The sequence below is a fragment of the Pseudomonas sp. M5 genome (assembly GCF_016907075.1).
Lineage (GTDB): Bacteria > Pseudomonadota > Gammaproteobacteria > Pseudomonadales > Pseudomonadaceae > Aquipseudomonas > Aquipseudomonas putida_E.
Genome location: NZ_JAFBBH010000001.1, coordinates 2789185 through 2815927 on the forward strand (window position 1 = coordinate 2789185; position 26743 = coordinate 2815927).

27 protein-coding genes and 1 tRNA gene are annotated in these 26743 nt (G+C 62.7%); 15 read left to right on the plus strand and 13 right to left on the minus strand.

Annotation, left to right across the window (positions count from 1 at the left end; translation table 11 throughout):
• The first annotated feature begins 69 nt into the window (after positions 1 to 69).
• From JOE27_RS12715 to JOE27_RS12730, 4 genes are read left to right on the plus strand one after another with little or no spacing between them, the layout of a single operon-like run.
• On the plus strand, positions 70 to 1038 hold the full coding sequence (locus JOE27_RS12715; protein ID WP_115275490.1) for a DUF523 and DUF1722 domain-containing protein: 969 nt from the start codon (positions 70 to 72) through the stop codon (positions 1036 to 1038).
• Complete coding sequence (locus JOE27_RS12720; RefSeq protein WP_204918879.1) at positions 1028 to 1909, plus strand: MerR family transcriptional regulator; 882 nt, start codon at positions 1028 to 1030, stop codon at positions 1907 to 1909. Before JOE27_RS12715 ends, JOE27_RS12720 begins: the two co-directional genes overlap by 11 nt.
• Before the next feature lie 6 nt (positions 1910 to 1915).
• Positions 1916 to 3337, plus strand: coding sequence for a deoxyribodipyrimidine photo-lyase (gene phrB / locus JOE27_RS12725; protein WP_115273866.1), 1422 nt, complete (start codon positions 1916 to 1918; stop codon positions 3335 to 3337).
• Positions 3338 to 3354: 17 nt separating this feature from the next.
• Positions 3355 to 4053: an SDR family NAD(P)-dependent oxidoreductase gene (locus tag JOE27_RS12730; RefSeq protein WP_115273865.1), complete on the plus strand. Its 699-nt coding sequence runs from the start codon at positions 3355 to 3357 to the stop codon at positions 4051 to 4053.
• 60 nt (positions 4054 to 4113) lie between these two features.
• Here JOE27_RS12730 and JOE27_RS12735 read toward each other — a convergent pair whose 3' ends face one another.
• The 6 genes from JOE27_RS12735 to hemA all read right to left on the minus strand — a co-directional run bounded on the left by JOE27_RS12735 (position 4114) and on the right by hemA (position 9463).
• Positions 4114 to 4632, minus strand: a complete 519-nt coding sequence (locus JOE27_RS12735; protein ID WP_012316258.1) for an acyloxyacyl hydrolase — start codon at positions 4630 to 4632, stop codon at positions 4114 to 4116.
• A 105-nt stretch (positions 4633 to 4737) separates the two neighbouring features.
• The gene (gene murI / locus JOE27_RS12740; RefSeq protein WP_174141589.1) at positions 4738 to 5535 is read right to left on the minus strand and encodes a glutamate racemase; all 798 of its coding nucleotides are present in this window, start codon (positions 5533 to 5535) and stop codon (positions 4738 to 4740) included.
• Positions 5528 to 6283, minus strand: a complete 756-nt coding sequence (locus tag JOE27_RS12745) for a molybdopterin-synthase adenylyltransferase MoeB (RefSeq protein WP_012316260.1) — start codon at positions 6281 to 6283, stop codon at positions 5528 to 5530. The genes murI and JOE27_RS12745 overlap by 8 nt, the downstream gene beginning before the upstream one ends.
• Positions 6277 to 7107, minus strand: a complete 831-nt coding sequence (prmC, locus tag JOE27_RS12750; protein WP_204918881.1) for a peptide chain release factor N(5)-glutamine methyltransferase — start codon at positions 7105 to 7107, stop codon at positions 6277 to 6279. Before prmC ends, JOE27_RS12745 begins: the two co-directional genes overlap by 7 nt.
• On the minus strand, positions 7107 to 8189 hold the full coding sequence (gene prfA / locus JOE27_RS12755; RefSeq protein ID WP_115273862.1) for a peptide chain release factor 1: 1083 nt from the start codon (positions 8187 to 8189) through the stop codon (positions 7107 to 7109). The genes prmC and prfA overlap by 1 nt, the downstream gene beginning before the upstream one ends.
• A complete protein-coding gene (gene hemA, locus JOE27_RS12760) occupies positions 8186 to 9463 on the minus strand; it encodes a glutamyl-tRNA reductase (protein WP_012316263.1) in 1278 nt (425 codons plus the stop codon). The genes prfA and hemA overlap by 4 nt, the downstream gene beginning before the upstream one ends.
• A 188-nt stretch (positions 9464 to 9651) precedes the next feature.
• Between hemA and JOE27_RS12765 the strand changes: the two genes are divergently transcribed.
• From JOE27_RS12765 to sulP, 9 genes are all read left to right on the plus strand, one after another.
• A complete protein-coding gene (locus JOE27_RS12765; RefSeq protein ID WP_204918884.1) occupies positions 9652 to 11373 on the plus strand; it encodes a tetratricopeptide repeat protein in 1722 nt (573 codons plus the stop codon).
• Between the two features lie 4 nt (positions 11374 to 11377).
• Positions 11378 to 11995: a lipoprotein insertase outer membrane protein LolB gene (gene lolB, locus JOE27_RS12770; RefSeq protein ID WP_046784565.1), complete on the plus strand. Its 618-nt coding sequence runs from the start codon at positions 11378 to 11380 to the stop codon at positions 11993 to 11995.
• Between the two features lie 3 nt (positions 11996 to 11998).
• Positions 11999 to 12859: a 4-(cytidine 5'-diphospho)-2-C-methyl-D-erythritol kinase gene (ispE, locus tag JOE27_RS12775; protein WP_119687774.1), complete on the plus strand. Its 861-nt coding sequence runs from the start codon at positions 11999 to 12001 to the stop codon at positions 12857 to 12859.
• A gap of 19 nt (positions 12860 to 12878) precedes the next feature.
• Positions 12879 to 12953, plus strand: a tRNA-Gln gene (locus JOE27_RS12780).
• A 48-nt stretch (positions 12954 to 13001) separates the two neighbouring features.
• A complete protein-coding gene (locus tag JOE27_RS12785; RefSeq protein ID WP_003247410.1) occupies positions 13002 to 13943 on the plus strand; it encodes a ribose-phosphate pyrophosphokinase in 942 nt (313 codons plus the stop codon).
• Between the two features lie 118 nt (positions 13944 to 14061).
• Complete coding sequence (locus JOE27_RS12790) at positions 14062 to 14658, plus strand: 50S ribosomal protein L25/general stress protein Ctc (protein ID WP_012316267.1); 597 nt, start codon at positions 14062 to 14064, stop codon at positions 14656 to 14658.
• 76 nt (positions 14659 to 14734) lie between these two features.
• Positions 14735 to 15319 carry an aminoacyl-tRNA hydrolase gene (pth, locus tag JOE27_RS12795; RefSeq protein ID WP_008099045.1) on the plus strand — a complete coding sequence of 195 codons (585 nt, stop codon included), beginning with the start codon at positions 14735 to 14737 and terminating at the stop codon, positions 15317 to 15319.
• Positions 15320 to 15341: 22 nt separating this feature from the next.
• Entirely contained in the window at positions 15342 to 16442 is a 1101-nt protein-coding gene (gene ychF, locus JOE27_RS12800; RefSeq protein ID WP_046784567.1) for a redox-regulated ATPase YchF, read from the plus strand.
• 273 nt (positions 16443 to 16715) lie between these two features.
• The gene (sulP, locus tag JOE27_RS12805; protein ID WP_115273859.1) at positions 16716 to 18437 is read left to right on the plus strand and encodes a sulfate permease; all 1722 of its coding nucleotides are present in this window, start codon (positions 16716 to 16718) and stop codon (positions 18435 to 18437) included.
• A gap of 4 nt (positions 18438 to 18441) precedes the next feature.
• Here sulP and JOE27_RS12810 read toward each other — a convergent pair whose 3' ends face one another.
• From JOE27_RS12810 to ycaC, 7 genes are read right to left on the minus strand one after another with little or no spacing between them, the layout of a single operon-like run.
• Positions 18442 to 19452: a DUF2955 domain-containing protein gene (locus tag JOE27_RS12810; RefSeq protein ID WP_161870973.1), complete on the minus strand. Its 1011-nt coding sequence runs from the start codon at positions 19450 to 19452 to the stop codon at positions 18442 to 18444.
• Positions 19442 to 20527: an HlyD family secretion protein gene (locus JOE27_RS12815; protein ID WP_115273857.1), complete on the minus strand. Its 1086-nt coding sequence runs from the start codon at positions 20525 to 20527 to the stop codon at positions 19442 to 19444. Before JOE27_RS12815 ends, JOE27_RS12810 begins: the two co-directional genes overlap by 11 nt.
• A complete protein-coding gene (locus JOE27_RS12820; protein ID WP_204918887.1) occupies positions 20527 to 22038 on the minus strand; it encodes a TolC family protein in 1512 nt (503 codons plus the stop codon). The genes JOE27_RS12815 and JOE27_RS12820 overlap by 1 nt, the downstream gene beginning before the upstream one ends.
• Before the next feature lie 13 nt (positions 22039 to 22051).
• A complete protein-coding gene (locus JOE27_RS12825) occupies positions 22052 to 23149 on the minus strand; it encodes an AI-2E family transporter (RefSeq protein WP_115273855.1) in 1098 nt (365 codons plus the stop codon).
• A 40-nt stretch (positions 23150 to 23189) separates the two neighbouring features.
• Entirely contained in the window at positions 23190 to 24386 is a 1197-nt protein-coding gene (locus tag JOE27_RS12830) for a monovalent cation:proton antiporter-2 (CPA2) family protein (protein ID WP_204918889.1), read from the minus strand.
• 36 nt (positions 24387 to 24422) lie between these two features.
• Positions 24423 to 25241 carry a polyphosphate kinase 2 gene (gene ppk2 / locus JOE27_RS12835; RefSeq protein ID WP_125923387.1) on the minus strand — a complete coding sequence of 273 codons (819 nt, stop codon included), beginning with the start codon at positions 25239 to 25241 and terminating at the stop codon, positions 24423 to 24425.
• Between the two features lie 51 nt (positions 25242 to 25292).
• Positions 25293 to 25913: an isochorismate family cysteine hydrolase YcaC gene (gene ycaC / locus JOE27_RS12840; protein WP_046784574.1), complete on the minus strand. Its 621-nt coding sequence runs from the start codon at positions 25911 to 25913 to the stop codon at positions 25293 to 25295.
• Positions 25914 to 26114: 201 nt separating this feature from the next.
• Here ycaC and JOE27_RS12845 point away from each other — a divergent pair, with 201 nt between their 5' ends.
• Positions 26115 to 26510, plus strand: coding sequence for a hypothetical protein (locus JOE27_RS12845; protein ID WP_046784575.1), 396 nt, complete (start codon positions 26115 to 26117; stop codon positions 26508 to 26510).
• Positions 26507 to 26653: an RES domain-containing protein gene (locus JOE27_RS24860; protein ID WP_231386162.1), complete on the plus strand. Its 147-nt coding sequence runs from the start codon at positions 26507 to 26509 to the stop codon at positions 26651 to 26653. Before JOE27_RS12845 ends, JOE27_RS24860 begins: the two co-directional genes overlap by 4 nt.
• Positions 26654 to 26743 lie beyond the last annotated feature (90 nt).

Below are 26743 nucleotides of genomic sequence, written 5' to 3' on the forward strand. Positions count from 1 at the left end.
TAAGTTTGTGGCTGTGCTGGAATAACCTTGTACACGCGCGAATCAATGTACAAGTTTTCGGAGACAGCCATGCACGATCCATCCGCCCACAGTAAGCCCCGCATTGCCATCAGCTCATGCCTGACAGGCCACAGTGTGCGCTACAACGGCGGGCACAAGTCGTCCGATCTGTGCCGCACCCAGCTGGAAGAACACTTCGACTGGCTACCGGTCTGCCCCGAAGTCGCCATCGGCCTTGGGGTGCCCCGCGACCCGATCCGGCTGGTCGGTGACCCCGAACACCCGGCCGTGGTCGGGACACGCAACCCTGGCATGGACGTCACCGGCCCGCTCGCCAGTTACGGCGAACAGATGGCCGCCGAGCTTGACGATATCTGTGGCTACATTTTCATGCAGAAGTCGCCGTCCTGCGGGCTGGAGCGGGTCAAGGTCTACCAGGATAACGGTCACCCGGCAGTACAGGGCGGCAGAGGTGCCTACGCAGCGGCTTTCTGTGCCCGTCGCCCGGACCTGCCGGTCGAGGAAGAGGGGCGCCTGCACGACCCGGTATTGCGCGAGAACTTCATCAGCCGCGTCTACGCCTACGCGGACTGGCAGCGCCTGCTGGCCGAGGGTCTGAGCCGTGGCGCACTGGTGCGCTTCCATTCACGCTACAAGTACCTGCTCATGGCCAACAACCCGCAGGCTTACCGACAGCTTGGGCGCCTGCTTGGCAGCATGAGCCGGGACGATGACCCTCAGGTGATCGGGCCCCGCTATTTCAGCCAGTTGATGCAGGCGCTGCGTCGCTGCGCCAGCCGCGGCACCCATGGCAACGTACTGCAGCACCTCAGTGGCTACTTCAAGGACGCGCTGACGCAGCAGGACAAGGCCGAGCTGCAACACATCATCGACCAGTACCAGCAAGGGGTCGTACCGCTGGTAGTTCCGCTGACCTTGCTCAAACACCATTTGCGCAAGCACCCTGACCCCTACCTGCAGCAACAGACCTACTTACAGCCGCACCCCGATAGCCTGGGGCTACGCAATGCAGTCTGAAGCGCCCATGCCCATCGGTGAACTGGCACGCCGCACCGGTGTGAATCCGGTAACCCTGCGTGCCTGGGAGCGGCGCTACGGGCTGCTGAAGCCGCAACGTACAGCCAAAGGCCACCGCTTGTATGGCCGCGACCAGGTCGAACGCGTCGAAGCGATCCTGGCTTGGCTGGAACGCGGCGCATCGGTCGGCCAGGTGCGCGAGCTGCTCGACAAGCCACCCGGCGTCGCTCCCCAAGGCGACTGGCAAACCCGCCAGCAACAGTTGATAGAGGCCATCGCCAACCTGTCCCAGCGCAGCCTCGACCAGCAACTCAATCAAGCCATGGCGCTGTATCCGGCCATCACCCTGTGCGAGAAATTGCTGCTGCCATTGCTCGATAGCCTGGGGCAACGTTGGTGCAATTACTTCAATGCCAGGCTCGAACAGGTGTTCTTCCACACTTGGCTGCGCAGCAAGCTGGGCGCACGGGTCTATCACGACAATCAATCACTGCACGGCCCGGCCGTGTTGCTGGCCGAAGACAGTGATCACGCCTTCGACCCCAGCCTTTGGCTATATGCCTGGCTGCTGAGCAGCAGCGGCATCCCTGTCGAAGTGCTTGAAAACCCCGTGAGCGGAGTGGAGTTGCAACGTGCCGTCACCGCCCTGCAACCTCGCGCCCTGCTGCTGCACCTGGGCCCGCGCATCGATGGCCGGGCCCTGCTGCGTACCCTGCAGGGGATAGCAGGCACCAAGCTGCTGGGCGGCGCCACGATTTCCCTCCACAAAGCTCAACTGCACGGCTACGGTCTGCCCGAGCTTTTCCTGTTCGATACCCCGCAGGCGGCATTGCGCACGCTGCAAGGCAATGACCGCCCGCCTGTAGAGTAGATACCCATGCAACTGATCTGGCTGCGCAGCGACCTGCGCGTCAACGACAACACCGCCCTGAGCGCCGCCTGTGAACGTGGCCCTACCGTGGCCTTGTGGCTTGCCAGCCCAGGCCAGTGGCAGGCGCATGACGACGCTGCCTGCAAGGTCGACTTCTGGCTGCGTAACCTGCGCGACCTGCGCCAGTCACTGGAGGGCCTCAATATTCCGTTGCTGGTCCGCAGGATCGACACCTGGGAGCAGGCGGCCCAAACGCTGCTCGACGTGTGCCGCCAGCACAACATCGAAGCGGTGCACTGGAACGATGAGTACGGCATCAACGAAAACAGCCGCGACCAGGCGACCCGCGCGTTACTGGAAGCCTCCGGCGTTCAGGCTCACAGCTACCTCGATCAGCTGTTGTTCCGCCCCGGCACCGTGCTGACACGCAGTGGTGATTACTTCCAGGTCTTCAGTCAGTTCAAGAAAGTCTGCCTGGAGCACCTGCACCGAAGCTTGCCGTCACAAGCACCTCGGGTAAAGCGCCAGGCCCCCGTGGGTATCGCCAGCGACCCCATTCCCCAGCACATCGATGGCTTCGACAAACCATCGCGCACCCTGAGCGAATACTGGCCTGCGGGCGAGGACGAGGCGCAAGCCCGACTGGCACGCTTCGTGGACGAAACCATCGAGGACTACCATCACCTGCGCGACCTGCCGGCAAAACCTGGCACCAGCCAACTGTCGGCCTACCTGGCGGCCGGAGTAGTCTCGCCCCGCCAGTGCCTGCACGCCGCACTGGCGAGCAACCGCGGCGAGTTCGACAGCGGTAGTACCGGCACCCAGACCTGGATCAACGAATTGCTCTGGCGCGAGTTCTACAAGCATATCCTGACCGGTTATCCACAGGTGTCACGCCACCGAGCATTCCGCACACACACCGAATCGCTGCCTTGGCGCGACGCCCCTGCCGACCTTGAGGCCTGGGAACAGGGACGCACCGGGTTCCCGATCATTGACGCGGCCATGCGCCAGTTGCTGCACACCGGATGGATGCACAATCGCCTGCGCATGATCGTCGCCATGTTCCTCAGCAAGAACCTGCTGATCGACTGGCGCCTGGGCGAACGGCACTTCATGCGCCACCTGATCGACGGTGATCTGGCCGCTAACAATGGCGGCTGGCAGTGGAGCGCCTCCACAGGCACAGACGCGGTGCCCTACTTCCGTATTTTCAACCCTGTTTCGCAGTCGCAACGCTTCGACCCACAGGGGCACTTCATTCGCCACTGGGTACCCGAGTTACGCGGGCTGGATGAAAAAAGTATCCATCTGCCTACGCAAAACAAGGATCTTTTCGCCGAAAATTCGTACCATCGTCCTATAGTTGACCTCAGTAGTAGCCGCCAGCGTGCACTGGAGGCCTTCAAGGGGTTATCGCGCAGGTAGGGTGAGGGGTCCGCGTATTGAATCATCCGCGAATTTTCTGGGTTACGGGAGCAGGTAGTGGTCTGGGTTTGGCCTTGGTGGAGCAATTGCTCGGGCTAGGGCACCGGGTAGCGACAAGCGGGAAGGATTGCCAGGCGCTCGATACCTTGGCAGCACAGCACGGTAGCCGCCTGTTGCGCCTGCCATGGCAGTTGCATGACGAAGACCAGGCGGCCAGCGCCTGCCTTGAGCTTTGTCATGCCTGGGGCGCGCTGGACAGCCTGATCATCAATGCAGGGGCCACCGATTATCTGCCGGATGCGGTATCGGCCACAGACGTGTTCGAGACGATCGTAAGCAGTAACCAGCTGGCGGCCGAGCACTGCCTGGGCCAGGCTGTACCGTTGCTGTTGAAAGGCGAAAAGCCGCAGGTAATGGCAATCTTCAACCGTTATTCGGCCTTGCAGTTGTATGCGCCCACGCGCGTCACAGCAGGCTGGAACAACACACCGCAGTGGTTTCGCGAGGCGCGCCAGTCGCTGAAAAATCAGGGCATTGACCTGACGGTGGTGGCGCCACATTCGTTGAAGACACCGGTCACCTCAGCTATGGCATTTCCTGAAGACTGGACACCGCAGAGCGCCGCGCAGGAGCTGCTGCAACGCTTGCCACTGCGCGAGCCGGAGCTTGTGCTGGAGGTCACGAACCTGAGTAGCTTGTGGCCATTGTCACGCTAAGTGATGAGGAAGCATTGCCACCCACTTCGCGGCCCCGCGAAATGGGTGGCAATGGCAAACTCAGAGTGCCATGCGGTAATGCAGGCTGTAGCTCTCGACCCCATCGTTGGGCTGCTTGATGCCGGCGTTGGAATAGTGGATTGCCCGCACGCCAATCTCATGGCCACCTGCAAAGCGCAGCCCGAAACCGATTCGGTCTTCGAACTGGAACGACGAACCCAATTCGTTGCTTTCAAGCTCAGTGCTGGCAAATGCAGCCACGCCGATGCCCGCCTCGATGTAGGGCTTCACTGACTCACCAGCGAACTCATAGACGAATACCGGTGCGAAAGACAGGCTGTGGTTGCTCGCCGTCTCGTCGCCGTCCCAATAGGTGTAAGCCCCATCCCAATAACCGGTCAGCCGACCGACGCTCGTCTGCCACCAGCTGGCATCCCAGTTGGACTGAAGGCCCAGGCGGTAAACCTGGGTGGAGTCACCCGTCTGCCCTACCGATAACGAAACATCGGCAGCTTGCACTACCGCGATCTGTCCCAAAGTGACGGCGGCAGCCGCCGCCAAGCCGAGCAGTTTCCTCATGAGAAACATCCTTCTTTCCAATGCTGTTGTAAGTGTTCGCCTCATGGCAGGCAAAAAATAGAAATCAGGAGTGGGACGATAGTTCAGCTTTTTTTCACGTTTTTTTTACAACTGAAAACTTTGCACACTGCCCGACTTGTTCCACAGCACAGGGAGGATGTTTTCCAAAGATCGCGGATCGGCACTGGTCCAGAATGCAGCTTCGCGTGCCGGCCCCTCGGCCAGTAGTTCGCGCGCGGCCAGTAACCGTTGCAGTTGGCGCGCCACCGCCGCACCGGTATCGATGATAGCGACGTCGGCGGGCACCATCCCGGCCAGCAACGGGCGCAGGAACGGGTAATGGGTACACCCGAGAATCAGCGTATCGCAACCTGCCGCAAGCAAGGGCTGCAAGTAACCAAGCAACAGCTGGCGCAATTGCAGGCTGCCAAGGTCACCCGTCTCGATCAGCTCGACCAGCCCAGGGCAAGGCTGGGTGACCACGCGCACATCGTTGGCGAAGCGGTCGAGCAAGGCGGCGAACTTGGCGCTCTGCAAGGTGCCGGTAGTGGCCAGAACACCGACCACGCCGGAACGGGTGGCAGCAGCAGCAGGCTTCACCGCCGGCTCCATGCCTACCAGCGGCCAGTCCGGATAAAGCTCACGCAGGTCGGCAACTGCTGCCACGGTAGCGGTGTTACAGGCCAGCACCATCGCCTTGGCACCCTGCGCCTGGAAAAACTCGGCAATGCGCCGGCAGCGCTGGCGGATGTAGTCGGGGGTTTTCTCGCCATACGGCACATGCCCGCAATCGGCCACATAGAGCAGCGACTCGCTGGGCAGCAAGCGCTGGATCTCGGCCAGGACCGACAAACCGCCGACCCCGGAGTCCATCACGCCGACCGGTGCCGAGGGCTCAGCCATCGCGTTTGCCACATACCGCACAAGCCGGGTCACGCTTGACCCGCAGTTCACGCAGGCGCGTGCCCAGTGCGTCGATCAGCAGCAAGCGGCCCACCAGCGGCTCGCCAAAACAAGCCAGCAGTTTCATGGCTTCCAGCGCCTGCAGGCTGCCGACCAACCCAACCAGCGGGCCAATCACTCCGGCTTCGCTGCAGGTCAGCTCGTCTTCGCTGCCATGGCCATACAGGCAATGGTAGCAAGGGCTGTAATCGCGCCGAGGATCGAACACCGACAGCTGCCCTTCGAGGCGGATGGCTGCACCACTGACCAGCGGCTTGCCGTGGGCGAAGCAAGCTGCGTTGACCGCCTCCCGGGTACCAAAGTTGTCGGAACAGTCCAGCACCAGGTCGACGGCCGCCACTGCAGCGGCCAGGGAGTCTTCATCCAGCGCCTGACGATGGGCGACCAAGGTAATTTCAGGATTGATGGCCTCAAGCCGTTGCAGCGCCGAGTCCACCTTGCTCATGCCAACGCTGCCACTGTCATGGATGACCTGGCGCTGCAGGTTGGTCAGGTCGACGGTATCGAAATCAGCCAGGTGCAGCTCACCTACACCGGCTGCTGCCAGGTAGAGCGCCACCGGTGAGCCCAGACCACCCAGCCCGATGATCAGCGCCTTGCTCTGCTTGAGGCGCAACTGGCCTTCGATGTCCACCTGTGCCAACAAAATCTGCCGGCTGTAACGCAACAATTCCTGATCGGTCAGCATGGCAAGCGCCCCAGGGAAATACGTTCATGACCGCCCAGGTCCTTGCGGCTGGCCACCTCGATGAAGCCTTGCCCGGTCAGCAGCGCGCGCACGGCAGGTGCCTGGTCGTAGCCGTGTTCGAGCAGCAGCCAGCCACCGGGCAGCAGATGCGCCGGCGCCTGGCCAACGATCAGCCGCAGGTCGTCCAGGCCATCGGCCCCGGCCACCAGTGCACTGCTGGGTTCGAAGCGCACATCACCGGCAGCCAGGTGCGGGGCTTCGGCAGCGATGTACGGCGGGTTGCTGAGGATCAGGTCGAAACGTTCAGCGTCCAAGGCACTGAACCAGTGGCTGGTGAGCACCTTGACGTTGCCCAGGCCCAAGCGCTGACGATTACGCTCAGCGAGCGCTACCGCTTCCTCGACCCGGTCCAGCGCCGTGACCTGCCAGGCCGGGCATTCGCTGGCCAAGGCCAGCGCTATCGCGCCGGTTCCGGTGCCCAGGTCGAGCACCTTGGCGGGCGTTGCAGGCTGCAACTCAAGCGCCGTCTCGACCAGAAGCTCGGTATCAGGGCGTGGGATCAACGTGTGGGGTGCCACTTCCAGGTCGAGTTTCCAGAAGCCCTGTTGGCCCAGAATGTAGGCAACCGGCTCACCGCCGCGGCGCCGATGCAGGTAGCCCGCGTAGGTCTGCGCATCCTCGCTGCTGACGATGCGTTCAGGCCATGTGTGCAGGTAGCTGCGCGACTTGCCGATGGCTGCCGCCAGCAGCAGTTCGGCGTCCAGGCGTGCGGTGGGCGAATCCGGAAGTTGCGCGTTGCGCAGCAGGCTGGCAATGATGGTCATCAGTCCCCCAATGCCGCCAGCTGATCAGCCTGGTATTCGGCCAGCAACGGTTCGATCACCGCGTCAACGCCCCCGGCAAGGATATCGTCGAGGGAATACAGGGTCAGGTTGATACGGTGATCGGTCACCCGCCCCTGTGGATAATTGTAGGTACGGATGCGCTCTGAGCGGTCGCCCGAACCTACCAGCAGTTTACGCTCGCTGGCGATGGCATTCTGCGCGGCGCTGGTCTGCATGTCATTGAGCTTGGCCGACAGCCAGGACATGGCTCGGGCCCGGTTCTTGTGCTGCGAGCGCTCCTCCTGGCACTCCACCACGATGCCGGTAGGCAAGTGCGTGATGCGGATGGCCGAGTCGGTCTTGTTGACGTGCTGGCCACCGGCGCCGGATGCGCGGTAGGTGTCCACGCGCAAATCAGCCGGGTTGATCTCGATTGCCACCTGTTCGTCCGGCTCGGGCAGTACCGCGACGGTGCACGCCGAGGTGTGGATTCGGCCCTGCGATTCGGTTTCAGGCACCCGCTGCACACGGTGCGCGCCAGACTCGAACTTGAGCTTGCCGTAAACGCTGTCGCCTTCGACGCGGGCGATGATCTCTTTATAGCCGCCGTGCTCGCCCTCGTTCTCGGAAAGAATCTCGAGGCGCCAGCCGCGCCGTTCGGCATAGCGCGAATACATGCGGAACAGATCGCCCGAGAAGATGGCCGCCTCGTCGCCACCGGTGCCGGCGCGAATTTCGAGGAACACGTTGCGCCCGTCATTGGGGTCTTTGGGCAACAGCATGCGTTGCAGCTGCGACTCCAGCACCACCAGCTGCTCCTTGGCTTCGCGCACTTCCTCCACGGCCATTTCGCGCATATCGGGGTCGGCGTCCTTGAGCAGCGCCTGGGCGCCTTCGAGGTCGTCCTGCACCTTGCGCCACTCTTTATAGGCGCCGATCACCGGCTCCACTTCAGCGTATTCGCGAGAATAGGCGCGAAAGCGCGCCTGGTCGGAAATGACTTCGGCATCACCGAGCAAGGCGGTGAGTTCCTCGAAGCGGTCCTGGAGCGTGTCCAGTTTGTTCAGCAGCGACGCTTTCATTGCAAGGATTTGTCCGTCGAGCCCTCGTTGAGGGCAAAGAGTTCCTGGGCCATGGCCAGCGCATCGAGGCGGCCCTCGGCCGAGAGCTTTTTCAGCTGCACGCTGGGCGCATGCAGGAGTTTGTTGGTCAGCCCCCGGGCCAGTTGCGCCAGTACGTCCTCGGGGTTGCCACCGTTGGCCAGCAGACGCTGGGCCTTTTGCAGTTCTTCGTCGCGCAGGCGCTCGCTTTGCTGGCGATAGGCGCGCAACACGTCGACCGCGGCCAGTTCGCGCAGGCGCACCATGAAGTCTTCGGCGCCCACCGAGACCAGCTCTTCGGCCGCCTGGGCTGCGCCCTGGCGGCTCTTTAGGTTTTCCGCGACCACTTCGTGCAGGTCATCGACGGTATACAAGTACACGTCGTCGAGCTCCCCTACCTCCGGCTCGATGTCGCGCGGCACGGCGATGTCGACCATGAAGATCGGCTTGTGCCGGCGCTGCTTCAGCGCGCTTTCCACCGCGCCCTTGCCCAGGATGGGCAACTGGCTGGCGGTGGAGCTGATGACGATGTCGCTGTGCGCCAGCTCTTGTGGGATATCGGCCAGCAGCACGGCGTGAGCACCGAACTGCTCGGCCAGCAGGCTGGCCCGCTCCAGTGTACGGTTGGCCACGACGATACGGCGCACGCCCTGCTCATGCAGGTGGCGGGCAACCAGAGTGATGGTTTCACCGGCGCCGATCAGCAGCGCCTGGCTGCGGCCCAGGTCGCTGAAGATCTGCCGCGCCAGGCTTACCGCAGCAAACGCCACCGACACCGGGTTCTCGCCGATCGCGGTGTCGGTACGCACCTGCTTGGCGGCGCTGAAGGTGGCCTGGAACAGGCGCCCAAGCAGCGGGCCGACAGTGCCAGCCTCGCGCGCCACGGCATAGGCCGACTTCATCTGGCCGAGGATCTGCGGTTCGCCAAGCACCAGTGAGTCGAGGCCCGAGGCCACGCGCATCATGTGCCTGACGGCATCATGCTCTTCATGGATATAGGCGCTGGCCCGCAGTTCATCCAGGCTCAGGCGGTGATAATCGGCCAGCCACTGCAGGACCGCCTCGGCGGACAGCTGATCCTGCTCTATATAGAGCTCGCTGCGGTTGCAGGTAGACAGGATCGCCGCTTCACGGCTGGCGGTCAGTCGGCAGAGCTGCTGCAGGGCGTCGACCAGCTGCTCTGGGGTAAACGCCACGCGCTCGCGTACGTCTACCGAGGCAGTCTTATGGTTGATACCAAGTGCAAGAAAGGCCATGCAAGGTCGCTGGTTGTGACGAGAAGCCGATAATTGTCCTCTTTCGCAGGTTTTAGAACAACCACCGTTCGCTATTGTCCCTATATACCAAGAGCATCACTGTAAACCGCGACCTTCGCGTGTGGGTTTGCCCCCGCGCTTGTGTCATCATGCTCCGACCGCCGGTAAGTCCTTCTAAGCCTCTTTATATGAACAGACCCTACGCACTGCTGCTTGCCTTCGCCCTGCTCCAGGGCTGCCAGAGCCTGGCCCCGCAAAAGGCCGAGCCTCCCGTTGCCGAAGCCGGCAAGGCCGAGGCCGAGAAGCCCGTGGTGTATGGGTCGTTCAAACAGGACACGCTTTACAGCCTGCTGGTGGCCGAGCTGGCCGGCCAGCGCAACCGGTTTGATATCGCCCTGGCCAACTACACCGACCAGGCCGAGAAAACCCAAGACCCGGGCGTGTCCGAGCGTGCCTACCGCATCGCCGAATACCTCGGCGCCGACGAGCCGGCCCTGGATAGCGCTTTGATCTGGGCCCGCAACGACCCGCAGAACCTCGACGCACAGCGCGCCGCGGCCATCCAGCTGGCCCGCGCAGGCCGCTATGACGACTCCATGACTTATATGGAGAAGGTGCTGCAGGGCCAGGGCGACACGCACTTCGACTTCCTCGCCCTGTCGGCCGCAGAGACCGACCAGAGCACCCGCGACGGCCTGATGCAGAGTTTCGACCGCCTGCTGGTCAAGTACCCCGACAACAGCCAGCTGGTGTTCGGCAAGGCGCTGCTGCTGAATCAGGACGGCAAGGCCGAAGAAGCCCTCGAACTGCTTGAATCACACCCGGCACAAAATGGCGAGATAGCCCCGACCCTGCTTCGTGCCCGCCTGCTCCAGGCCCTGGACCGCGGCCCGGAAGCCCTGCCGCTGCTGCGCGGGGCGATCCGCGACAACCCGGACGACAAGCGCCTGCGCCTGACCTATGCGCGCACCCTGGTCGAACAGGACCGCATCGCCGATGCCAAGGCCGAGTTCATCAGCCTGGTCCAGCAATACCCCGACGACGACGAGCTACGTTACTCGCTGGCGCTGGTGTGCCTGGAGAACAAGGACTGGGACGAAGCCGAGAGCTACCTGCGTGAGCTGATCGAGCGCGACAGCAACGTCGACGCCGCCCACCTGAACCTGGGCCGCATCGCCGAAGAACGCCACGACCCGGCCGGCGCCCTGCGCGAATACGCACTGGTCGGCCCGGGCCCCGACTACCTGCCTGCACAATTGCGTCAGTCCGACATCCTCATCGCCAATGGTCGCGGCACCGAAGCGTCACGCCAGCTCGCCGAGGCGCGCGAGGCGCAGCCGGAACTCGCCATCCAGCTGTACCTGATCGAGTCTGAAAGCTACAGCAACAACAACAAGGACGCCCAGGCCAACCAGGTGCTGCAGCAGGCCATTCAGCGCTACCCGGACGACCTCAACCTGCTTTACACCCGCGCCATGCTGGCCGAAAAGCGTGACGACCTGCCGCAGATGGAAAAAGACCTGCGCGCTATCATCGCCCGCGAACCGGAAAACGCCATGGCGCTGAACGCCCTGGGCTATACCTTGGCTGACCGCACGACCCGTTACGCTGAAGCCAAGGCCCTGATCGAAAAGGCCTATCAGCTGACCCCGGACGACCCGGCAATCCTCGACAGCATGGGCTGGGTCGCCTATCGCCTGGGCAACCTCGAAGAGGCCGAGCGTTACCTGCGCCAGGCCCTGGAGCGCTTCCCCGACCATGAAGTGGCTGCTCACCTGGGCGAGGTTCTGTGGGCCAACGGCAAGCGCCGTGAAGCTCGCCAGGTCTGGGCCAAGGCCTTCGAGGCCCAGCCCGACAGCCCTATCCTGCGCAAGACCGTCTTGCGCCTGACCGGATCCGAGACCCTTTAACGCCATGTTTTTGCGCCATTGCATCACCTTTACCCTGATCGCCCTGCTGGCCGGCTGTGCCGGCTTCGGTAGCCGGGAGGCCCTGCAGGGCCACGGCGACCCACAACAGTGGCGCGCCCATAAAGAGCAACTGAGCAGCCTTGACGGCTGGCAGATCAACGGCAAGGTCGGCATCCGCGCCCCGCGCGACTCCGGCAGTGGCACGCTGTTCTGGTTGCAGCGCCAGGACTATTACGACATCCGTCTGGCCGGCCCGCTGGGCCGAGGCGCAGCACGCCTGACCGGCCGCCCCGGCGGCGTGGTACTGGAAGTGGCCAATCAGGGCCGCTACGAAGCCGCCAGCCCCGAAGCGTTGCTAGAAGAACAGCTGGGCTGGCAATTGCCGGTGTCGCACCTGGTCTGGTGGGTGCGCGGCCTGCCCGCCCCCGACAGCAAGAGCAAGCTGACCCTCGATGGCGACAGCCGCTTGGCCAGCCTGGACCAGGACGGCTGGCAGGTGCAGTACCTGAGCTACACCGAACAGAACGGTTACTGGCTGCCCGAGCGCCTGAAGCTGCACGGCAAGGACCTCGACGTGACCCTGGTGGTCAAGGACTGGCAGCCACGCCAGCTGGGGCGCTGACCGATGCACAGGCTCACCCTGCCCGCCCCGGCCAAGCTCAACCTGTGGCTGCACATCATCGGCCGCCGCCCGGACGGTTACCACGAACTGGAAACCGTCTTCCAGTTCCTCGATCACGGCGACGAGCTGACTTTCGCCCTGCGTGAAGACGGCGCGATCCGCCTGCACACCGAGATCGAAGCGGTGCCCCACGACAGCAACCTGATCGTGCGCGCCGCGCGCAAGCTGCAGGAACAGTCCGGCACCGGCCTTGGCGCCGATATATGGCTGACCAAGGTGCTGCCCATGGGCGGCGGCATCGGCGGCGGCAGTTCGGATGCAGCGACCACACTGCTGGCGCTGGCGCACTTGTGGCAACTGGATTGGGACGAGGATCGCCTGGCTGCCCTGGGCCTGACACTGGGTGCCGACGTGCCGGTGTTCGTGCGTGGCCATGCAGCATTCGCCCAAGGAGTGGGTGAGCAATTGACCCCGGTCGACCCGGCCGAACCCTGGTACGTCGTGCTGGTGCCGCAAGTGTCTGTCAGCACAGTAGAAATTTTTTCACATCCACAGTTGACACGTGATTCCCTCCCCCTTAAGATGCGCCCCGTTCCCGAGGGAAACAGTCGAAATGACTGCCAACCGGTGGTAGAGCAGAGTTACCCGGAAGTTCGCAACGCGTTGAATTCACTGGGTAAATTCACTGAAGCTCGATTAACCGGCACTGGAAGTTGTGTGTTTGGGGCCTTCCCAAGCAAAGCCGAAGCTGATAAAGTTCTGGCCCTTCTTTCAGCGACCCAAACAGGGTTTGTGGCGAAAGGAAGCAATGTTTCGATGTTGCATCGCAAGCTGCAAAGTCTGGTCAAGAAGTCGAGTGCCTAGCGCTCGCAGCAACAGATACAGGGGCGTCGCCAAGCGGTAAGGCAGCAGGTTTTGATCCTGCCATGCGTTGGTTCGAATCCAGCCGCCCCTGCCATTTTCCTTATACTCATCCAGGTATACCCTCAGCCTCCAGGTACTGCGCGTGTCCAAGATGATGGTCTTTACGGGGAACGCTAACCCCGATCTGGCTCGGCGTGTCGTACGTCAGCTGCATATCCCTCTCGGTGACGTCTCTGTCGGTAAATTCTCCGACGGTGAGATCAGCACTGAGATCAATGAAAATGTCCGCGGTAAAGACGTCTTCATTATTCAGCCGACCTGTGCCCCGACCAACGATAACCTGATGGAACTGGTAGTGATGGCCGACGCCTTCCGCCGCTCCTCAGCATCCCGAATCACCGCCGTGATTCCTTACTTCGGATACGCCCGCCAGGACCGCCGTCCGCGTTCGGCACGTGTAGCCATCAGCGCCAAAGTCGTCGCTGACATGCTCACTGTCGTGGGTATCGACCGTGTTCTCACCGTCGACCTGCACGCTGACCAGATCCAGGGTTTCTTCGATATCCCGGTCGACAACATCTACGGTTCGCCCGTACTGGTCGACGATATCGAAGACCAGCGTTTCGAGAACCTGATGATCGTCTCCCCGGACATCGGTGGTGTCGTGCGCGCACGTGCCGTCGCCAAGTCCCTGGGTGTCGACCTGGGTATCATCGACAAACGCCGTGAAAAGGCCAACCACTCCGAAGTGATGCACATCATCGGCGACGTCGAAGGGCGCACTTGCATCCTGGTAGACGACATGGTCGATACCGCCGGCACCCTGTGCCATGCGGCCAAGGCACTGAAAGAACACGGCGCGGCCAAGGTTTATGCCTACTGCACGCACCCTGTCCTCTCGGGCCGTGCGATCGAGAACATCGAGAAGTCGGTACTGGACGAGCTGGTGGTGACCAACACCGTTCCGCTGTCCGCCGCTGCTCAAGCCTGTGACCGTATCCGCCAGCTGGATATCGCACCGGTAGTCGCTGAAGCGGTGCGCCGCATCAGCAATGAAGAATCGATCAGTGCGATGTTCCGCTAAGCGGAATACGTGTTGATATGAAGCGCCCCGCCCCAGCATGTGTTGGGGCGGGGCTTTTTTGCCATCCCCGTTGGCGCTGGTCGCAAACGCCCTCGGGGGGCTATTTTGGAGAAACAAAATGACTGATTTCACTCTGAACGCCCAAGTGCGTAGTGACCTGGGGAAAGGTGCGAGCCGCCGCCTGCGTCACTCGCTGAACATCCCGGCCGTTGTATACGGTGGCGATAAAGAAGCTCAATCCCTGACCATCGTGGCCAAGGAAATCGCCAAACTGTTCGAAAACGAAGCTGCCTTCAGCCACGTTATCGAGCTGAACGTCGACGGCGCCAAGCAGAACGTCGTAGTCAAGGCCATGCAGCGCCACCCGGCCAAAGGCTTCATCATGCACGCCGACTTCGTTCGCGTCGTTGCTGGCCAGAAGCTGACCGCTGTTGTTCCAGTGCACTTCATCAACGAAGAAGCCCCGGTCAAGAAAGGCGGCGAGATCTCGCACGTTGAATCGCAGATCGAAGTTTCCTGCGAAGCCAAAGACCTGCCTGAGTTCATCGAAGTCGACCTGGGCAACGCTGAAATCGGCACCATCATCCACCTGTCGGACCTGAAAGCTCCGAAAGGCGTAGAGTTCGTCGCTCTGGCCCACGGTGATGACAAAGCTGTTGCCAACGTTCACGCGCCACGCGTTGCTCCAGAAGCTGAAGAAGGCGCCGCTGAGTAATCCACTCGCGCGCCGGTGTTGATCGGGTTACAGTGCCGCGCACCGTAACCCACCAACTCCAAGGAAGAGCCCCTACGTGACCGCCATCCAGTTGATCGTCGGCCTGGGTAACCCCGGCCCCGAATACGAACAGACCCGGCATAACGCAGGGGCTCTTTTCGTTGAACGCATTGCCAGCGCCCAGCGCGTCTCCTTGACCGCTGACCGCAAGTATTTCGGCCTGACGGCTAAATTCAGCCATCAGGGCAACGACGTTCGTCTGCTCATCCCCACCACCTACATGAACCGTAGCGGCCAGTCCGTGGCGGCTTTGGCCAATTTCTTCCGCATCAAGCCGGAAGCGATCCTGGTGGCGCATGACGAACTCGACCTGCCTCCAGGCGTCGCCAAGCTCAAGCGCGGCGGTGGCCATGGCGGGCACAACGGCCTGCGCGACATCATCGCGCAGCTCGGCAACCAGAACGACTTCCACCGCCTGCGGCTTGGCATCGGCCACCCGGGTGACGCCAAACTGGTCTCCAACTTCGTCCTGGGCCGCGCGCCGCGCGCCGAGCAGGAGAAGCTCGACGCCAGCATCGATTTTGCCCTCGGCGTGCTGCCGGACGTGCTTGCCGGCGACTTCGCCAAGGCAATGCGCGAGCTGCACAGCCAGAAGGCCTGATTTCCTAGAGAGGGGAATACCCATGGGTTTCAATTGCGGCATCGTCGGCCTGCCCAACGTCGGCAAGTCCACCCTGTTCAACGCCCTGACCAAGTCTGGCATCGCGGCGGAGAACTTCCCTTTCTGCACCATCGAGCCGAACAGCGGCATCGTGCCGATGCCCGACGCGCGCCTGGCTGCGCTGGCGGAAATCGTCAAGCCTAATCGCATCCTGCCGACCACCATGGAGTTCGTCGACATCGCCGGCCTGGTGGCCGGTGCCTCCAAAGGTGAAGGCCTGGGCAACAAGTTCCTCGCCAACATCCGCGAGACCGACGCCATCGCCCACGTGGTGCGCTGCTTCGAAGACGAAAACGTGATCCACGTTTCCAACAGCGTCGATCCCAAGCGCGACATCGAGATCATCGACCTGGAGCTGATCTTCGCTGACCTGGACAGCTGCGAGAAGCAACTGCAGAAGGTCACCCGCAACGCCAAGGGCGGCGACAAGGAAGCCCTGGCGCAAAAGGCAATCCTGGAAAAGCTGATCCCGCACTTCACCGAAGGCAAGCCGGCACGCAGCCTGATGAAGAACATGGCCGACGACGAGAAAGCCGTCATCCGTGGCTTCCACCTGCTGACCAGCAAGCCGGTGATGTACATCGCCAACGTGGCTGAAGACGGCTTCGACAACAACCCGCACCTGGACGTGGTCAAGGCCATCGCCGAAGAAGAAGGCGCTGTCGTGGTGCCGGTGTGCAACAAGATCGAAGCCGAGATCGCCGAACTGGACGACGGTGAAGAGAAGGACATGTTCCTCGAGGCCCTGGGCCTGGAAGAGCCTGGCCTGAATCGCGTGATCCGCGCCGGTTACGAGCTGCTCAACCTGCAGACCTACTTCACTGCCGGCGTGCAGGAAGTGCGTGCCTGGACCGTCCGCATCGGCGCCACCGCGCCTCAGGCAGCGGGTGTGATCCACACCGACTTCGAAAAAGGCTTCATCCGCGCTGAAGTGGTGGCCTATGACGACTTCATCCAGTTCAAGGGTGAAGGCGGTGCCAAGGAAGCCGGTAAGTGGCGCCTGGAAGGCAAGGACTACATTGTCAAAGACGGCGATGTCATGCACTTCCGCTTCAACGTCTGAGTTGTAAGCACGGGCTTGATACAGGCCGAGTAAAAAACCCTTGAAGCCTCGCGGCTCAAGGGTTTTTTTTGGTGTTCACAGGGCTTTGCTGATACGCCTGGGCGAGTGTCTGGATTGCTGAGGCCTGCGCAGGACAATTCCCAAGCTATCTTGAATTGAAGCATTCGGTTTCAAGTTGGTAATTGGCTTACATCTGGGGGCTGCGCAGTGGCGCCCATTCGGGCCAGCCCACTAAAAGCACTTTCATGCGACCTCCGCCCAGGAGCCACCACCATGCATGAAACACCGCCCCGCCCCGGCTTCGACTGGCAACGCTGGCTCCCCGGGCTGGCCACGCTGATGCACTACCAGCTCGCCTGGCTGCCCAAGGACATCGCTGCCGGGCTGGTGCTCACCACCATGCTGGTGCCCGTGGGCATCGCCTACGCCGAAGCCTCCGGTGTACCCGGCATCTACGGCTTGTATGCGACCATCATTCCCTTGCTGGCCTACGCCTTGTTCGGCCCCAGCCGGATCCTGGTGCTGGGCCCGGATTCAGCGCTGGCCGCGCCGATCCTCGCCGTGGTGGTGCAGTACGCCGCCAGCGACCCACAGCGAGCCATTGCCGTCGCCAGCCTGATGGCCCTGGTGGCCGGCGCCTTCTGCGTGATCGCCGGCCTGATGCGCCTGGGCTTCATCACCGAGTTGTTGTCCAAGCCTATCCGCTATGGCTACATGAACGGCATCGCGCTCACCGTGCTGATCAGCCAGTTGCCCAAGCTGTTCGGCCTATCGATCGACAGCCAGGGGCCCCTGCGCGACCTGTGGTACTTGGCGAAGACCTTGATCGCCGGCCAGGGGCACTGGCCCAGCTTTGCAGTCGGCGGCGCCAGCCTGGCGTTGATCCTGCTGCTCAAGCCCTACAAGCGCCTACCGGGCATCCTCATCGCCGTGGTGCTCGCCACCCTGGCGGTAAGCCTGTTAGACCTCGACCAGATGGGTGTGAAAGTACTCGGTGAACTACCCCAGGGCTTGCCCAGCTTCGTCTTTCCCTGGGTGACCGACATCGACCTGGTCGAGGTACTGCTGGGCGGTATCGCCGTGGCGCTGGTGTCGTTCGCCGATACCAGCGTGCTGTCACGCACCTACGCGGCGCGCCTGAAAACACCGGTCAACCCGAACCAGGAAATGTTCGGCCTGGGCGTGGCCAACCTGGCCTCCGGGCTGTTCCAGGGCATCCCGATCAGCAGCAGCTCATCGCGTACTCCAGTGGCCGAGGCGGCCGGCTCAAAGACCCAGCTTACCGGCATCATCGGTGCGGTGGCTGTGACAATCCTGTTGTTGGTCGCGCCCAACCTCCTGCAACACCTGCCCAACAGCGCACTGGCCGCAGTGGTGATCGCGGCGGCACTGGGGCTGTTCGAGTTTGCCGACCTCAAGCGCATCTTTCGCATGCAGCAATGGGAGTTCTGGCTGTCGTTCACCTGCTTCGTGGGGGTTGCGGTGTTCGGCGCCATCCCCGGCATCTGCATTGCCGTGGCGATTTCGGTGATCGAGTTCCTGTGGGATGGCTGGCGACCGCATCATGCGGTGCTCGGGCGGGTGGACGGCACCCGCGGCTACCATGACGTGCAGCGTTATCCACAGGCTCGCAGGGTACCGGGGCTGGTACTGCTGCGCTGGGATGCGCCGCTGTTCTTCGCCAATGCCGAGCAGTTTCAGGCCACGGTGCTGGCGGCGGTGGATGAGTCGCCTACCCCCGTGCAGCGGTTGGTGATCGCAGCGGAACCGGTGACCAGCATCGATATCACTTCGGCGGACATGCTGGCCGAACTCGACCGGGCGCTGGAGGCCCGGGGAGTCGAGTTGCAGTTCGCCGAGATGAAGGACCCGGTGAAAGACAAGATGAAACGCTTCGAATTGTTCCAGCACATGGGCGAGACGGCGTTTCACCCCACTGTCGGTGCTGCGGTGGATGCTTATCTGCAGGACACCGGGGTGGACTGGAAGCCATGAGCCGCTAAACGGCGCTGAGCCGACGCCGGTCGAGCCATATCAGCAGGGCACTGGCATACAGCGACACGGCCAGAAACAACGCCATGCGCACCGCAAACGCCCGATAGACGTCCTGGCCGGCTGCACTGTCCTGCACTGACTGCCCCAGCAGGATAAGCAGCGTGGTCAGGCAACTCACCCAGTACGCCGGGCTGTGCCGCGTGCTTACCACGCGGTAGAGCCTACGCCCCTGCCACAGCGTGAACAGCAGCACCCACAGGAAAAACATCCACACGTGCACGAACACGCTCAATGCCGCCCACATGAGCATCGCCAACACCCCCGCCAGCACCGTCGAGCCTATCAGCTCACGGCTGGCATGCCGGGCCCGGGTCTCGCCAGCCTGCTGCCCAAGGCTCACCGCCTTCATGATAAGCGGCATGAACGCGTCGGGCGCGATCAGCGCCAGCAGGAACGCCGGCATGACTATCAGCGTGGCACGCAAGGCTATCCAGCCCACATCGGCGCGATCGGGCAATGGTGGCGCAGGTTGCGCAGGCGCATCCGCAGGTTCTGGAACCAGCACATGGGCCAACGCCGTCCCCAGCACCGCCAGCAGCATGCCCTTGGCCATCGCCTCGACCACCATGAGCGCCAGGGTGAAATCGCTGGTACCGGCAGCGGCGATCATGGTCAGGCCAACCACCAACAGGTTGGCCAGCAAGCCGTTGCCACCCTTGAGCGCATAGCGCAACACCAGAAATACCCCCACACCGACCAGCAACACGCCACTCACCGGCGCATGGCGCAACAGGGGTATCAGCAAAAGGCCGCTGCCACAGCTGAGCAACACCAGTATCGCCAACATCGGTGCGGCCTTGATCGGCAACGGCTCGCTGCGCATGGCCAACAACAGCACTGCGAACACCGGCGCAAGTATGGGCACCGGCAGGCCCAGGCCAAAACTCGCCACCAGGCATAGCGCCACGCCCAAGGCCAGGCGCAGCGCGCGCAGGCGTCGCAGCTCAATAGGCATAGGACAGCCAGCTCATCAGCCACATGAACACACGCCCCAGAAGGTTCAAAGGGTTACCTTCGCCGGGCAGGGCCATGACTTCGGCCTGACCGCCCACACGCAGCCCGGACCTGTCTGCAAGTTGGTCTCGGTCGAGCTCGACGATCACCGGGAAGCGCTGCGCCGAGCGTAGCCATTCGCGGCTGTTCTGTACGGTCGGCAAGGCGCCCGGCGGCGTACCCTGCCCCACACTCACGCCATAGCCGATGCTGCGGATATGCCCTTGCAATACCTTACCGGGCATGGCGTCCAGCACCACCAGCACCGGTGTACCAGGGCGCAGACGACCGAGGTTGTTCTCGGTCATGTCGGCGCTTATCCACACGTCGTGGATGGCGATCAGGGTCATCATCGCACTGCCGGCGGGAACATAGTGGCCCACGTCAGTGCGCAGGTCAGTGATCAGCCCATTGGCATCGGCGCGCACCACGGTGCGGGCCAGGTCCAGGCGGGCCTTTTCGACATTGGCCGCCGCACTGCGCAGTTGCGCGTTGTCTGCCTCCACCCCGCCTTGCTGCTCCCGCGCCCGTTCGACTTCCGCACGGGCTGCCGCCACCTGGCTGATGGCCTGGTCGCGGGTCGCCTGCGCCCCTTCAAGGCGACGGACAGACACTGTACCTGGGTCTTCTTCGATCAGCCGTTTGAGCCGCTCGGCATCCTGGCGGGCCTTGCGCTCGTTGGCCTGGGCCGCCACCAAGGCGGCCTTGGCCGAGTCGATGCCGGCGGTATTGGCGCCGATCTGCCGGCGTACCGTATCCAGATCTGCCTGGGCGCGGGTCAAGGCAATGCGGTACTGCTCCTGATCCAGCTCGAACAGCACATCACCCTGGCGCACTTGCTGGTTGTTGCCCACCGCCACGCGCTTGACCTGCCCGGCAACTTCAGCGGCCACGGGCACCACATAGGCTTGCAGACGAGCCTGCTGGGTGTAAGGCGTGAACCGGTCGGCAAGCAGGTACCAGACCAGGCTCACGATGATCAGCACCAACACCCAGTGCATGGCGCGGTCAGGGGGCGTCTCCACGGCGTCACTCATCAGGGCTCACCTTGTTCAGGGTCGGCGGGGGCCGGCTCGTCCAGCAGGTCACCCCAATCGGCACGGTTTTCCATCTGCTGGCGGGTGGCCGGGTCAACGGGCTTGCGCTGGTTGTCCCAACCACCGCCCAGCGCTTTGTACAGCGTCACCAGGCTGCTCACTGCGTTGCCCCGGCTGACCAGGTAGCCGTCCTGCTGCTGCAACAGCAATTGCTGGGCATCGAGCACGCGCTGGAAATCGGCAAAACCTTCCTGGTATTGGGCGCTGGCCAGGCTCAACGAGCGCTGGGCGGCCTGCGAGGCCTCCTGGCGAATGCTGGCGCTCTGCAGCGAACGCACCAGGCCACTGGCGGCGTCATCGGCCTCACGCGCAGCTTCACGCACCCCTTGCTGGTACAGCTCGATCAACTGCTGCAGGCGCGCATCCTCGACACGCACGGCATTCTTGCGGCGGCCGTAGTCGAAGGGGCTCCATAGCAGGCTTGGCCCGGCAGCCAGGTCGAAGGTGTTGGGCAGTTGATTGGCCGATACGAAAGTCCAGCCGATGCTGCCCAGCAGGCTCAGCTGTGGATAAAGATCCGCGGTGGCCACCCCGACGAGTGCCGACTGCGCCGCCACGGCTTGCTCGGCGGCACGAATGTCGGGGCGCCGCTGCAGCAGGCTGGCGGGCACGTCCTGCAACACAGCCCGGTCCGGCAGTGGTAACTGGCCGTACCGCGCAGCCAGCTGCGGCAACGGCCCGGGCGGCCTGCCCAGCAATGCGCAGAGCACATTGCGCAAGGCATTGAGCTGGTTTTCGAACTCGGGAATCGTGGCCTGAGTTGCCAGATACTGGGTACGCGCCTGCTGCCAGTCGAGCTCGTCGTTCTCGCCGTGGCGGAACAGCCGCTCGGTAATTTGCAGGCTACGCGCCTGGCGCCTGGCGTTCTCCGTTGCGATCTGCAGCCGCGCCTCGGCGGTGCGCAGGGCAAAGTAGGTGTCGGCCACCTGCGCACGCATCAGCAGCATGGCGTCGGCGTAATTGGCCTGGGACGCGAAATAAGCGGCATCGGCGCTTTCGATGGCGCGGCTGAAACGCCCCCAGAAATCGATCTCCCACCCGATATCGAAACCCACGCTGGACTGCCAGAACACCGAATCGCGGGCGCTGTCGGTGCCGGACTGGTCCTGTTTGAGGTACAGGCTCTGCCCACGCAGTTGCTGCAACTGTGGATAACGCCCGGTCTGGACGATGGCCAACTGCGCCCTGGCCTCGGCGACGCGCAGGCCGGCCAGGCGCAGGCTGGTGTTATTGGCGTCGGCCTCGGCGATCAGTGCGTCCAAGGCCGGGTCGGCAAACACTGCCCACCACTGGCGCAGCTCCGGCTGCTCAGCCCTGCGCTGGGCCTGCTCGAGCAATGGCGTGCTCCAGCTGTCCAGCCATGGGTGCCGGGGCGTCTCATAGTCCGGGCCGACCTGGGTGCAACCGGTCAGCACCATCAGCAGGCTCAACCCACAGCAGCGCCTGGGCATGGCAGGCCTTGGCTCAGGCTGCCGGCGGCGCGGGTTGCTCCGGCACCTGCAAGGCCACCCATTGCCAGAACAGCACGTAGGTCACAGCGAGGATCACCGGGCCGAGGAACAGCCCGATGATGCCCTTGACCACCATGCCGCCCAGCGCACCGATCAACACCACCGGCATCGGCACATCCACCCCGCGGCCCAGCAACAAAGGTTTGAGCACGTTGTCGGCAAGCCCGGCGACGAAGGTGTAGACAGCGAACACGATAGTGACCACGGTGAAGCCCTCGACGTTGAGTACGTAGATGATCACCGGCAACGTGATCAACGTCGCCGGGGCCTGGGCGATGCCCAGCATGAGGATGAGAATGGCCAGCATGCCGGCACCTGGGACGCCTTTGATCACGAAGCCCACACCGATCAGCAGCATCTGGATGAAGGCGATGCCGATCACCCCTTGCGCCACTGCACGAATGGTCGCGGTGCACAACGTGGCAAGCGGCTTGCCCCGCTCTTGGCCAGAAATCCGCATGGCGATGCGCTGTGCTGCGATTTCGCCACGATCACCAAAAGCCATGATCACGCCGGAAATGATGATCGCGCCGACGAACAGCAGGAAGGCCCCGCCGGCACTGGCCGCCGCACCCAATGCCGTACGCCCGGCGCTCTTGAGCTGGGGCATCCATTGCGCAATCACATCGGCCAGGTTCTCGGAGGCTGACAGCCACAGCGCATGGACTTTCGGCCCGATCAGTGGCCAGTTGGCCACAGAGTCGGGCGGCACCGGCACGCTCCAGCTGTCGCTTCTGATCAGCGACACCAGGTGGTCCACCGATTCACCGATGGACATCACCACCAGGTAGATCGGTACCAGCAACACCACCAGCACCAGCAGCACCACCAGTGTCGCCGCATAGCCGTCCTTGAAACCTGAACCACGCTTGATGCGTTGGTACAGCGGATACAACGTCACCGCCAGGATCACCGACCACAGCATCAACTCCAGAAATGGCTGGAAAACCTGAAAGGCAAATAGCACCAGGGCAGCCACAAGGCCTGCCTTGATGAGCACATCGAGCAGGCCCCGTGACCGGGCGCTGTCCAGTTTGATACTCGGCTGCATGACTCATCTCCTCGTGCTCAGTGCGCCAGGCGGGCGCGATTCAGTGGTCCGTTCTGGGTGCAGGGTGCGAGGTATCGCGCTCAGGCAGCTGTCGCCCCAGGGCCATCATCACCAGCGGCACCACCGCCATCGAGAGGGTGATCGCGAGCACCAGCAGGTCGTGCACCTGTCGAGTCAGAACGTGATGTTCGAGCGCCATTTTGAATACGACGAACGCAAACTCGCCGCCCGATGCCAGCACCACCCCCAGGCACAGCGCCTGCGGGTGAGTGAGCCCACCCGCCAGCCGGCCCAACCCCCAGAGAAGCGGCAATTTGATGCCCACCAACAACAGCGTCAGCCCCAGCACGGCCAGGGGCATGCCGATCAGCAGACGCAAATCGGCGCTCATTCCCACCCCGACGAAAAACAACCCCAGCAACAGGCCCTTGAGCGGCTCGATCTGGGTTTCCAGTTCGTGGCGAAACGGTGACTCGGCCATCAGCACACCAGCAAGAAAGGCGCCCAGGGCCATGGATATGCCCACGTGCTCCAGCACCCAGGCCGTGCCCAGCACCACCAGCAAGGCGGTGGCGGTCGACAGCTCCGGCAGGCCCGACCCGACTGTCCATTTGAACACCGGTGTCATCAGGTAGCGGCCGCTGACGATCACCAGGCCAATGCCAAGTGACACCGCCAGCAGCGGCCAGGCGCGCTCATCGGCAGTGCTGACATCACCGCCAAGCAACGGCACCACGGCAATCAGCGGTATGGCGGCGATGTCCTGAAACAGCAGGATGGCCACGGCCAGGCGGCCGTGCGGTTTGCCCAGGTCCTTGCGTTCGGCCAGGACCTGCAGGCCGAACGCGGTGGACGACAGGGCAAGGCCCAGCCCCAGAACGATCGACGCCGGTTTCGACTGGCCGAACACTGCATACGCCAGCAAGCCAAGCACCAGGGCAGTCAGCCCGACCTGCAGCGCCCCGACACCGAACAGCGCCCGACGCATGGTCCACAAGCGCTGTGGTGATAGCTCCAGGCCAATCACGAACAGCAACATGACCACACCGATCTCTGAAATCCGTGCCACGTTGCCTGGGTTATCAAGCAGCCCCAATACCGAAGGGCCAATCAGGATGCCGGCCAGAAGATAGCCAGGCACCGCCCCCATCTTCAGACGCTGCGCCAGTGGCACCAGAAGCACCACGGCCAGCAGGAAGACCACTGTAGCCTGCAGCAGGCTGCCGTCATGTGGCATAGGTTCGTACCCTTGCGACCATGCGCAGTGAGGGAATCAGAAACGCTCTTCGACCACTTTGAAGGGATAGGCTACCGCTTTGTACTTGCCGATCTTGCCGCGTTTGGGCAGCTTCACCACCTTGTCGCCAGTGACGTCCTTGTAGGGAATGCGCGAAAGCAGGTGGCTGATGATGTTCAGGCGAGCACGGCGTTTGTCGTCGGAATGGGCCAGGAACCACGGCGCCCACGATGAATCGGAAGCAGCGAACATTTCATCGCGGGCGAGTGTGTATTCGTCCCAGCGGGTGTAGGACTTAAGGTCCATGGGAGAGAGTTTCCACACCTTGCGGCCGTCATTGATGCGGTCCTGCAGGCGGCGGGTCTGCTCCTGGGCGCTGACTTCGAGCCAGTACTTGATGAGGATGATCCCCGACTCGACCATCAGCTTCTCCAGCAAGGGCACCACCGCGAGGAACTTGCCGGCCTGCTCGTCGGTGCAAAAACCCATTACCCGCTCAACGCCTGCGCGGTTGTACCAGCTGCGATCGAAGATCACTACCTCCCCCGCTGCCGGCAGGTGGTTGAGGTAGCGCTGGGCATACATCTGGGACTTTTCCCGTTCAGTCGGCGCCGGTAGCGCCACCACGCGGAACACCCGTGGGCTGACCCGCTCGGTGATGGCCTTGATGGTGCCGCCCTTGCCGGCACCATCACGGCCCTCGAACACGATGCACACCTTCAGGCCCTTGGCCACGACCCATTCCTGCAGCTTCACCAATTCCACATGCAGGTCTTTCAGCTGTTTGTCATAGGCCTTGCCGCCCAGCTTCTCGGCGGGCGCCTGCAAGTCTTTCTTCCTGGACGGCTTGGCCATGACACGCTCCTTGGGGCGAATGAACAGTGAGTATGGTCGATCCCTGCCGTTTTACTTGGCCAACTTGCTGTAACTGGTCATCAGGTTGCGGTAATCGGGAATATGGTTGGAGAACAACGTGCCCAGGCCTTCAACATCATTGCGCCAATCACGGTGCAGCTCGCAGGCCACGCCGAACCAGGTCATCAGTTGCGCCCCGGCTGCCTCCATCCGCCGCCAGGCCGAATCACGGGTCAGCTCATTGAAGGTGCCGGAGGCATCGGTGACCACGAACACCTCGAAGCCCTCCTCCAGCGCCGACAACGCCGGGAAGGCCACACAGACTTCCGTGACCACGCCGGCGATCAGCAACTGTTTCTTGCCGGTGGCCTTCACCGCCTTGACGAAATCTTCGTTGTCCCAGGCGTTGATGTTGCCCGGCCGGGCGATGTAGGGGGCGTCGGGGAATTGCTCCTTGAGTTCGGGCACCAGCGGCCCGTTGGGGCCGGTTTCGAAACTGGTGGTGAGGATGGTGGGCAGCTTGAAGTACTCGGCCAGGTCGGCAAGCGCCAACACGTTGTTCTTGAAACGGTCGGGGTCGATATCCCGGACCAGCGACAACAGGCCGGTCTGGTGATCGACCAGCAGAACCGCGGCGTTGTTCTTGTCCAGACGCTTGTATTGGAAGGCCATGACCGATCTCCTTGCTAACGTTGGGGTGGGAGTTTCAGCGTAGGCAAGGATGGGGGGTGAGTAAGACCGCCAGTCGGATCCAAGGCGGCGGTGCAGAACCGATGACAGCGCGGTCCCAGCCTGCGTGCAAAGATCTTGATTTATGCTCAAATTGTGCAAAAATTGTGCTTGTGAGAAGCGAACCCCCTCAGGAGGTCAATCATGGCCAGCAATGCAGTATTGGAACTTCAACCCACAAGTTTCGAGGGGCTGATGGAAGCGCTTCGGGAAGTCAATCGGGTCATGTTCTCCCCTGAGCGGTTCCTGAAGGTGTTCTCGATGGACCAGCAGACATTCGCAACCCGCGCCCATGTCCATCGCAACACCGTGCGCAACGCCCCCGAGTCGGAGAAGATCCAGGCGTACATACGTGATGCCGTGCGGGTCTTGCGTGCTGTAACTGACATGGGCACGGACATGACCAAGGCCATTTTCTGGTTCAAGAACGAACCGCTGTCGACATTCGACTACAGAACGCCAGAAGAGGTTGTCAGCGACGGCCGAACTGAACAGTTGATCGCCTTCCTGCAGTCGTGGGAAGCCGGTTCTCAAGGATGAAAATCATCGCGTTGAAGAACCTGCCCTGCTACCGGCTGCACACACCGAAATGGGCAATAACACCCACATCCGGCACCGGCGCGGCTACCCAAGGTGGCCGCGCCAATCGCAAAGGGCTTGAGGCGCTTTACCTGTCCCTGTAGCCGGCCACTGCCGTGGCCGAGTTCCAGCAGGGTAGCCCGTTTTTACCGCCGGGATTGCTGGTGAGTTACTCATCGTTAATGACCCCAGAG

Coding starts and splice junctions, on each gene's coding strand:
- JOE27_RS12715 (WP_115275490.1), top strand. CDS start 70: ATGCACGATCCATCCGCCCACAGTAAGCCCCGCATTGCCATCAGCTCA.
- JOE27_RS12720 (WP_204918879.1), top strand. CDS start 1,028: ATGCAGTCTGAAGCGCCCATGCCCATCGGTGAACTGGCACGCCGCACC.
- phrB (WP_115273866.1), top strand. CDS start 1,916: ATGCAACTGATCTGGCTGCGCAGCGACCTGCGCGTCAACGACAACACC.
- JOE27_RS12735 (WP_012316258.1), bottom strand. CDS start 4,632: ATGAGGAAACTGCTCGGCTTGGCGGCGGCTGCCGCCGTCACTTTGGGA.
- murI (WP_174141589.1), bottom strand. CDS start 5,535: ATGGCTGAGCCCTCGGCACCGGTCGGCGTGATGGACTCCGGGGTCGGC.
- JOE27_RS12745 (WP_012316260.1), bottom strand. CDS start 6,283: ATGCTGACCGATCAGGAATTGTTGCGTTACAGCCGGCAGATTTTGTTG.
- prmC (WP_204918881.1), bottom strand. CDS start 7,107: ATGACCATCATTGCCAGCCTGCTGCGCAACGCGCAACTTCCGGATTCG.
- prfA (WP_115273862.1), bottom strand. CDS start 8,189: ATGAAAGCGTCGCTGCTGAACAAACTGGACACGCTCCAGGACCGCTTC.
- hemA (WP_012316263.1), bottom strand. CDS start 9,463: ATGGCCTTTCTTGCACTTGGTATCAACCATAAGACTGCCTCGGTAGAC.
- JOE27_RS12765 (WP_204918884.1), top strand. CDS start 9,652: ATGAACAGACCCTACGCACTGCTGCTTGCCTTCGCCCTGCTCCAGGGC.
- lolB (WP_046784565.1), top strand. CDS start 11,378: ATGTTTTTGCGCCATTGCATCACCTTTACCCTGATCGCCCTGCTGGCC.
- ispE (WP_119687774.1), top strand. CDS start 11,999: ATGCACAGGCTCACCCTGCCCGCCCCGGCCAAGCTCAACCTGTGGCTG.
- JOE27_RS12790 (WP_012316267.1), top strand. CDS start 14,062: ATGACTGATTTCACTCTGAACGCCCAAGTGCGTAGTGACCTGGGGAAA.
- ychF (WP_046784567.1), top strand. CDS start 15,342: ATGGGTTTCAATTGCGGCATCGTCGGCCTGCCCAACGTCGGCAAGTCC.
- sulP (WP_115273859.1), top strand. CDS start 16,716: ATGCATGAAACACCGCCCCGCCCCGGCTTCGACTGGCAACGCTGGCTC.
- JOE27_RS12810 (WP_161870973.1), bottom strand. CDS start 19,452: ATGCCTATTGAGCTGCGACGCCTGCGCGCGCTGCGCCTGGCCTTGGGC.
- JOE27_RS12815 (WP_115273857.1), bottom strand. CDS start 20,527: ATGAGTGACGCCGTGGAGACGCCCCCTGACCGCGCCATGCACTGGGTG.
- JOE27_RS12820 (WP_204918887.1), bottom strand. CDS start 22,038: ATGCCCAGGCGCTGCTGTGGGTTGAGCCTGCTGATGGTGCTGACCGGT.
- JOE27_RS12825 (WP_115273855.1), bottom strand. CDS start 23,149: ATGCAGCCGAGTATCAAACTGGACAGCGCCCGGTCACGGGGCCTGCTC.
- JOE27_RS12830 (WP_204918889.1), bottom strand. CDS start 24,386: ATGCCACATGACGGCAGCCTGCTGCAGGCTACAGTGGTCTTCCTGCTG.
- ppk2 (WP_125923387.1), bottom strand. CDS start 25,241: ATGGCCAAGCCGTCCAGGAAGAAAGACTTGCAGGCGCCCGCCGAGAAG.
- ycaC (WP_046784574.1), bottom strand. CDS start 25,913: ATGGCCTTCCAATACAAGCGTCTGGACAAGAACAACGCCGCGGTTCTG.
- JOE27_RS12845 (WP_046784575.1), top strand. CDS start 26,115: ATGGCCAGCAATGCAGTATTGGAACTTCAACCCACAAGTTTCGAGGGG.
- JOE27_RS24860 (WP_231386162.1), top strand. CDS start 26,507: ATGAAAATCATCGCGTTGAAGAACCTGCCCTGCTACCGGCTGCACACA.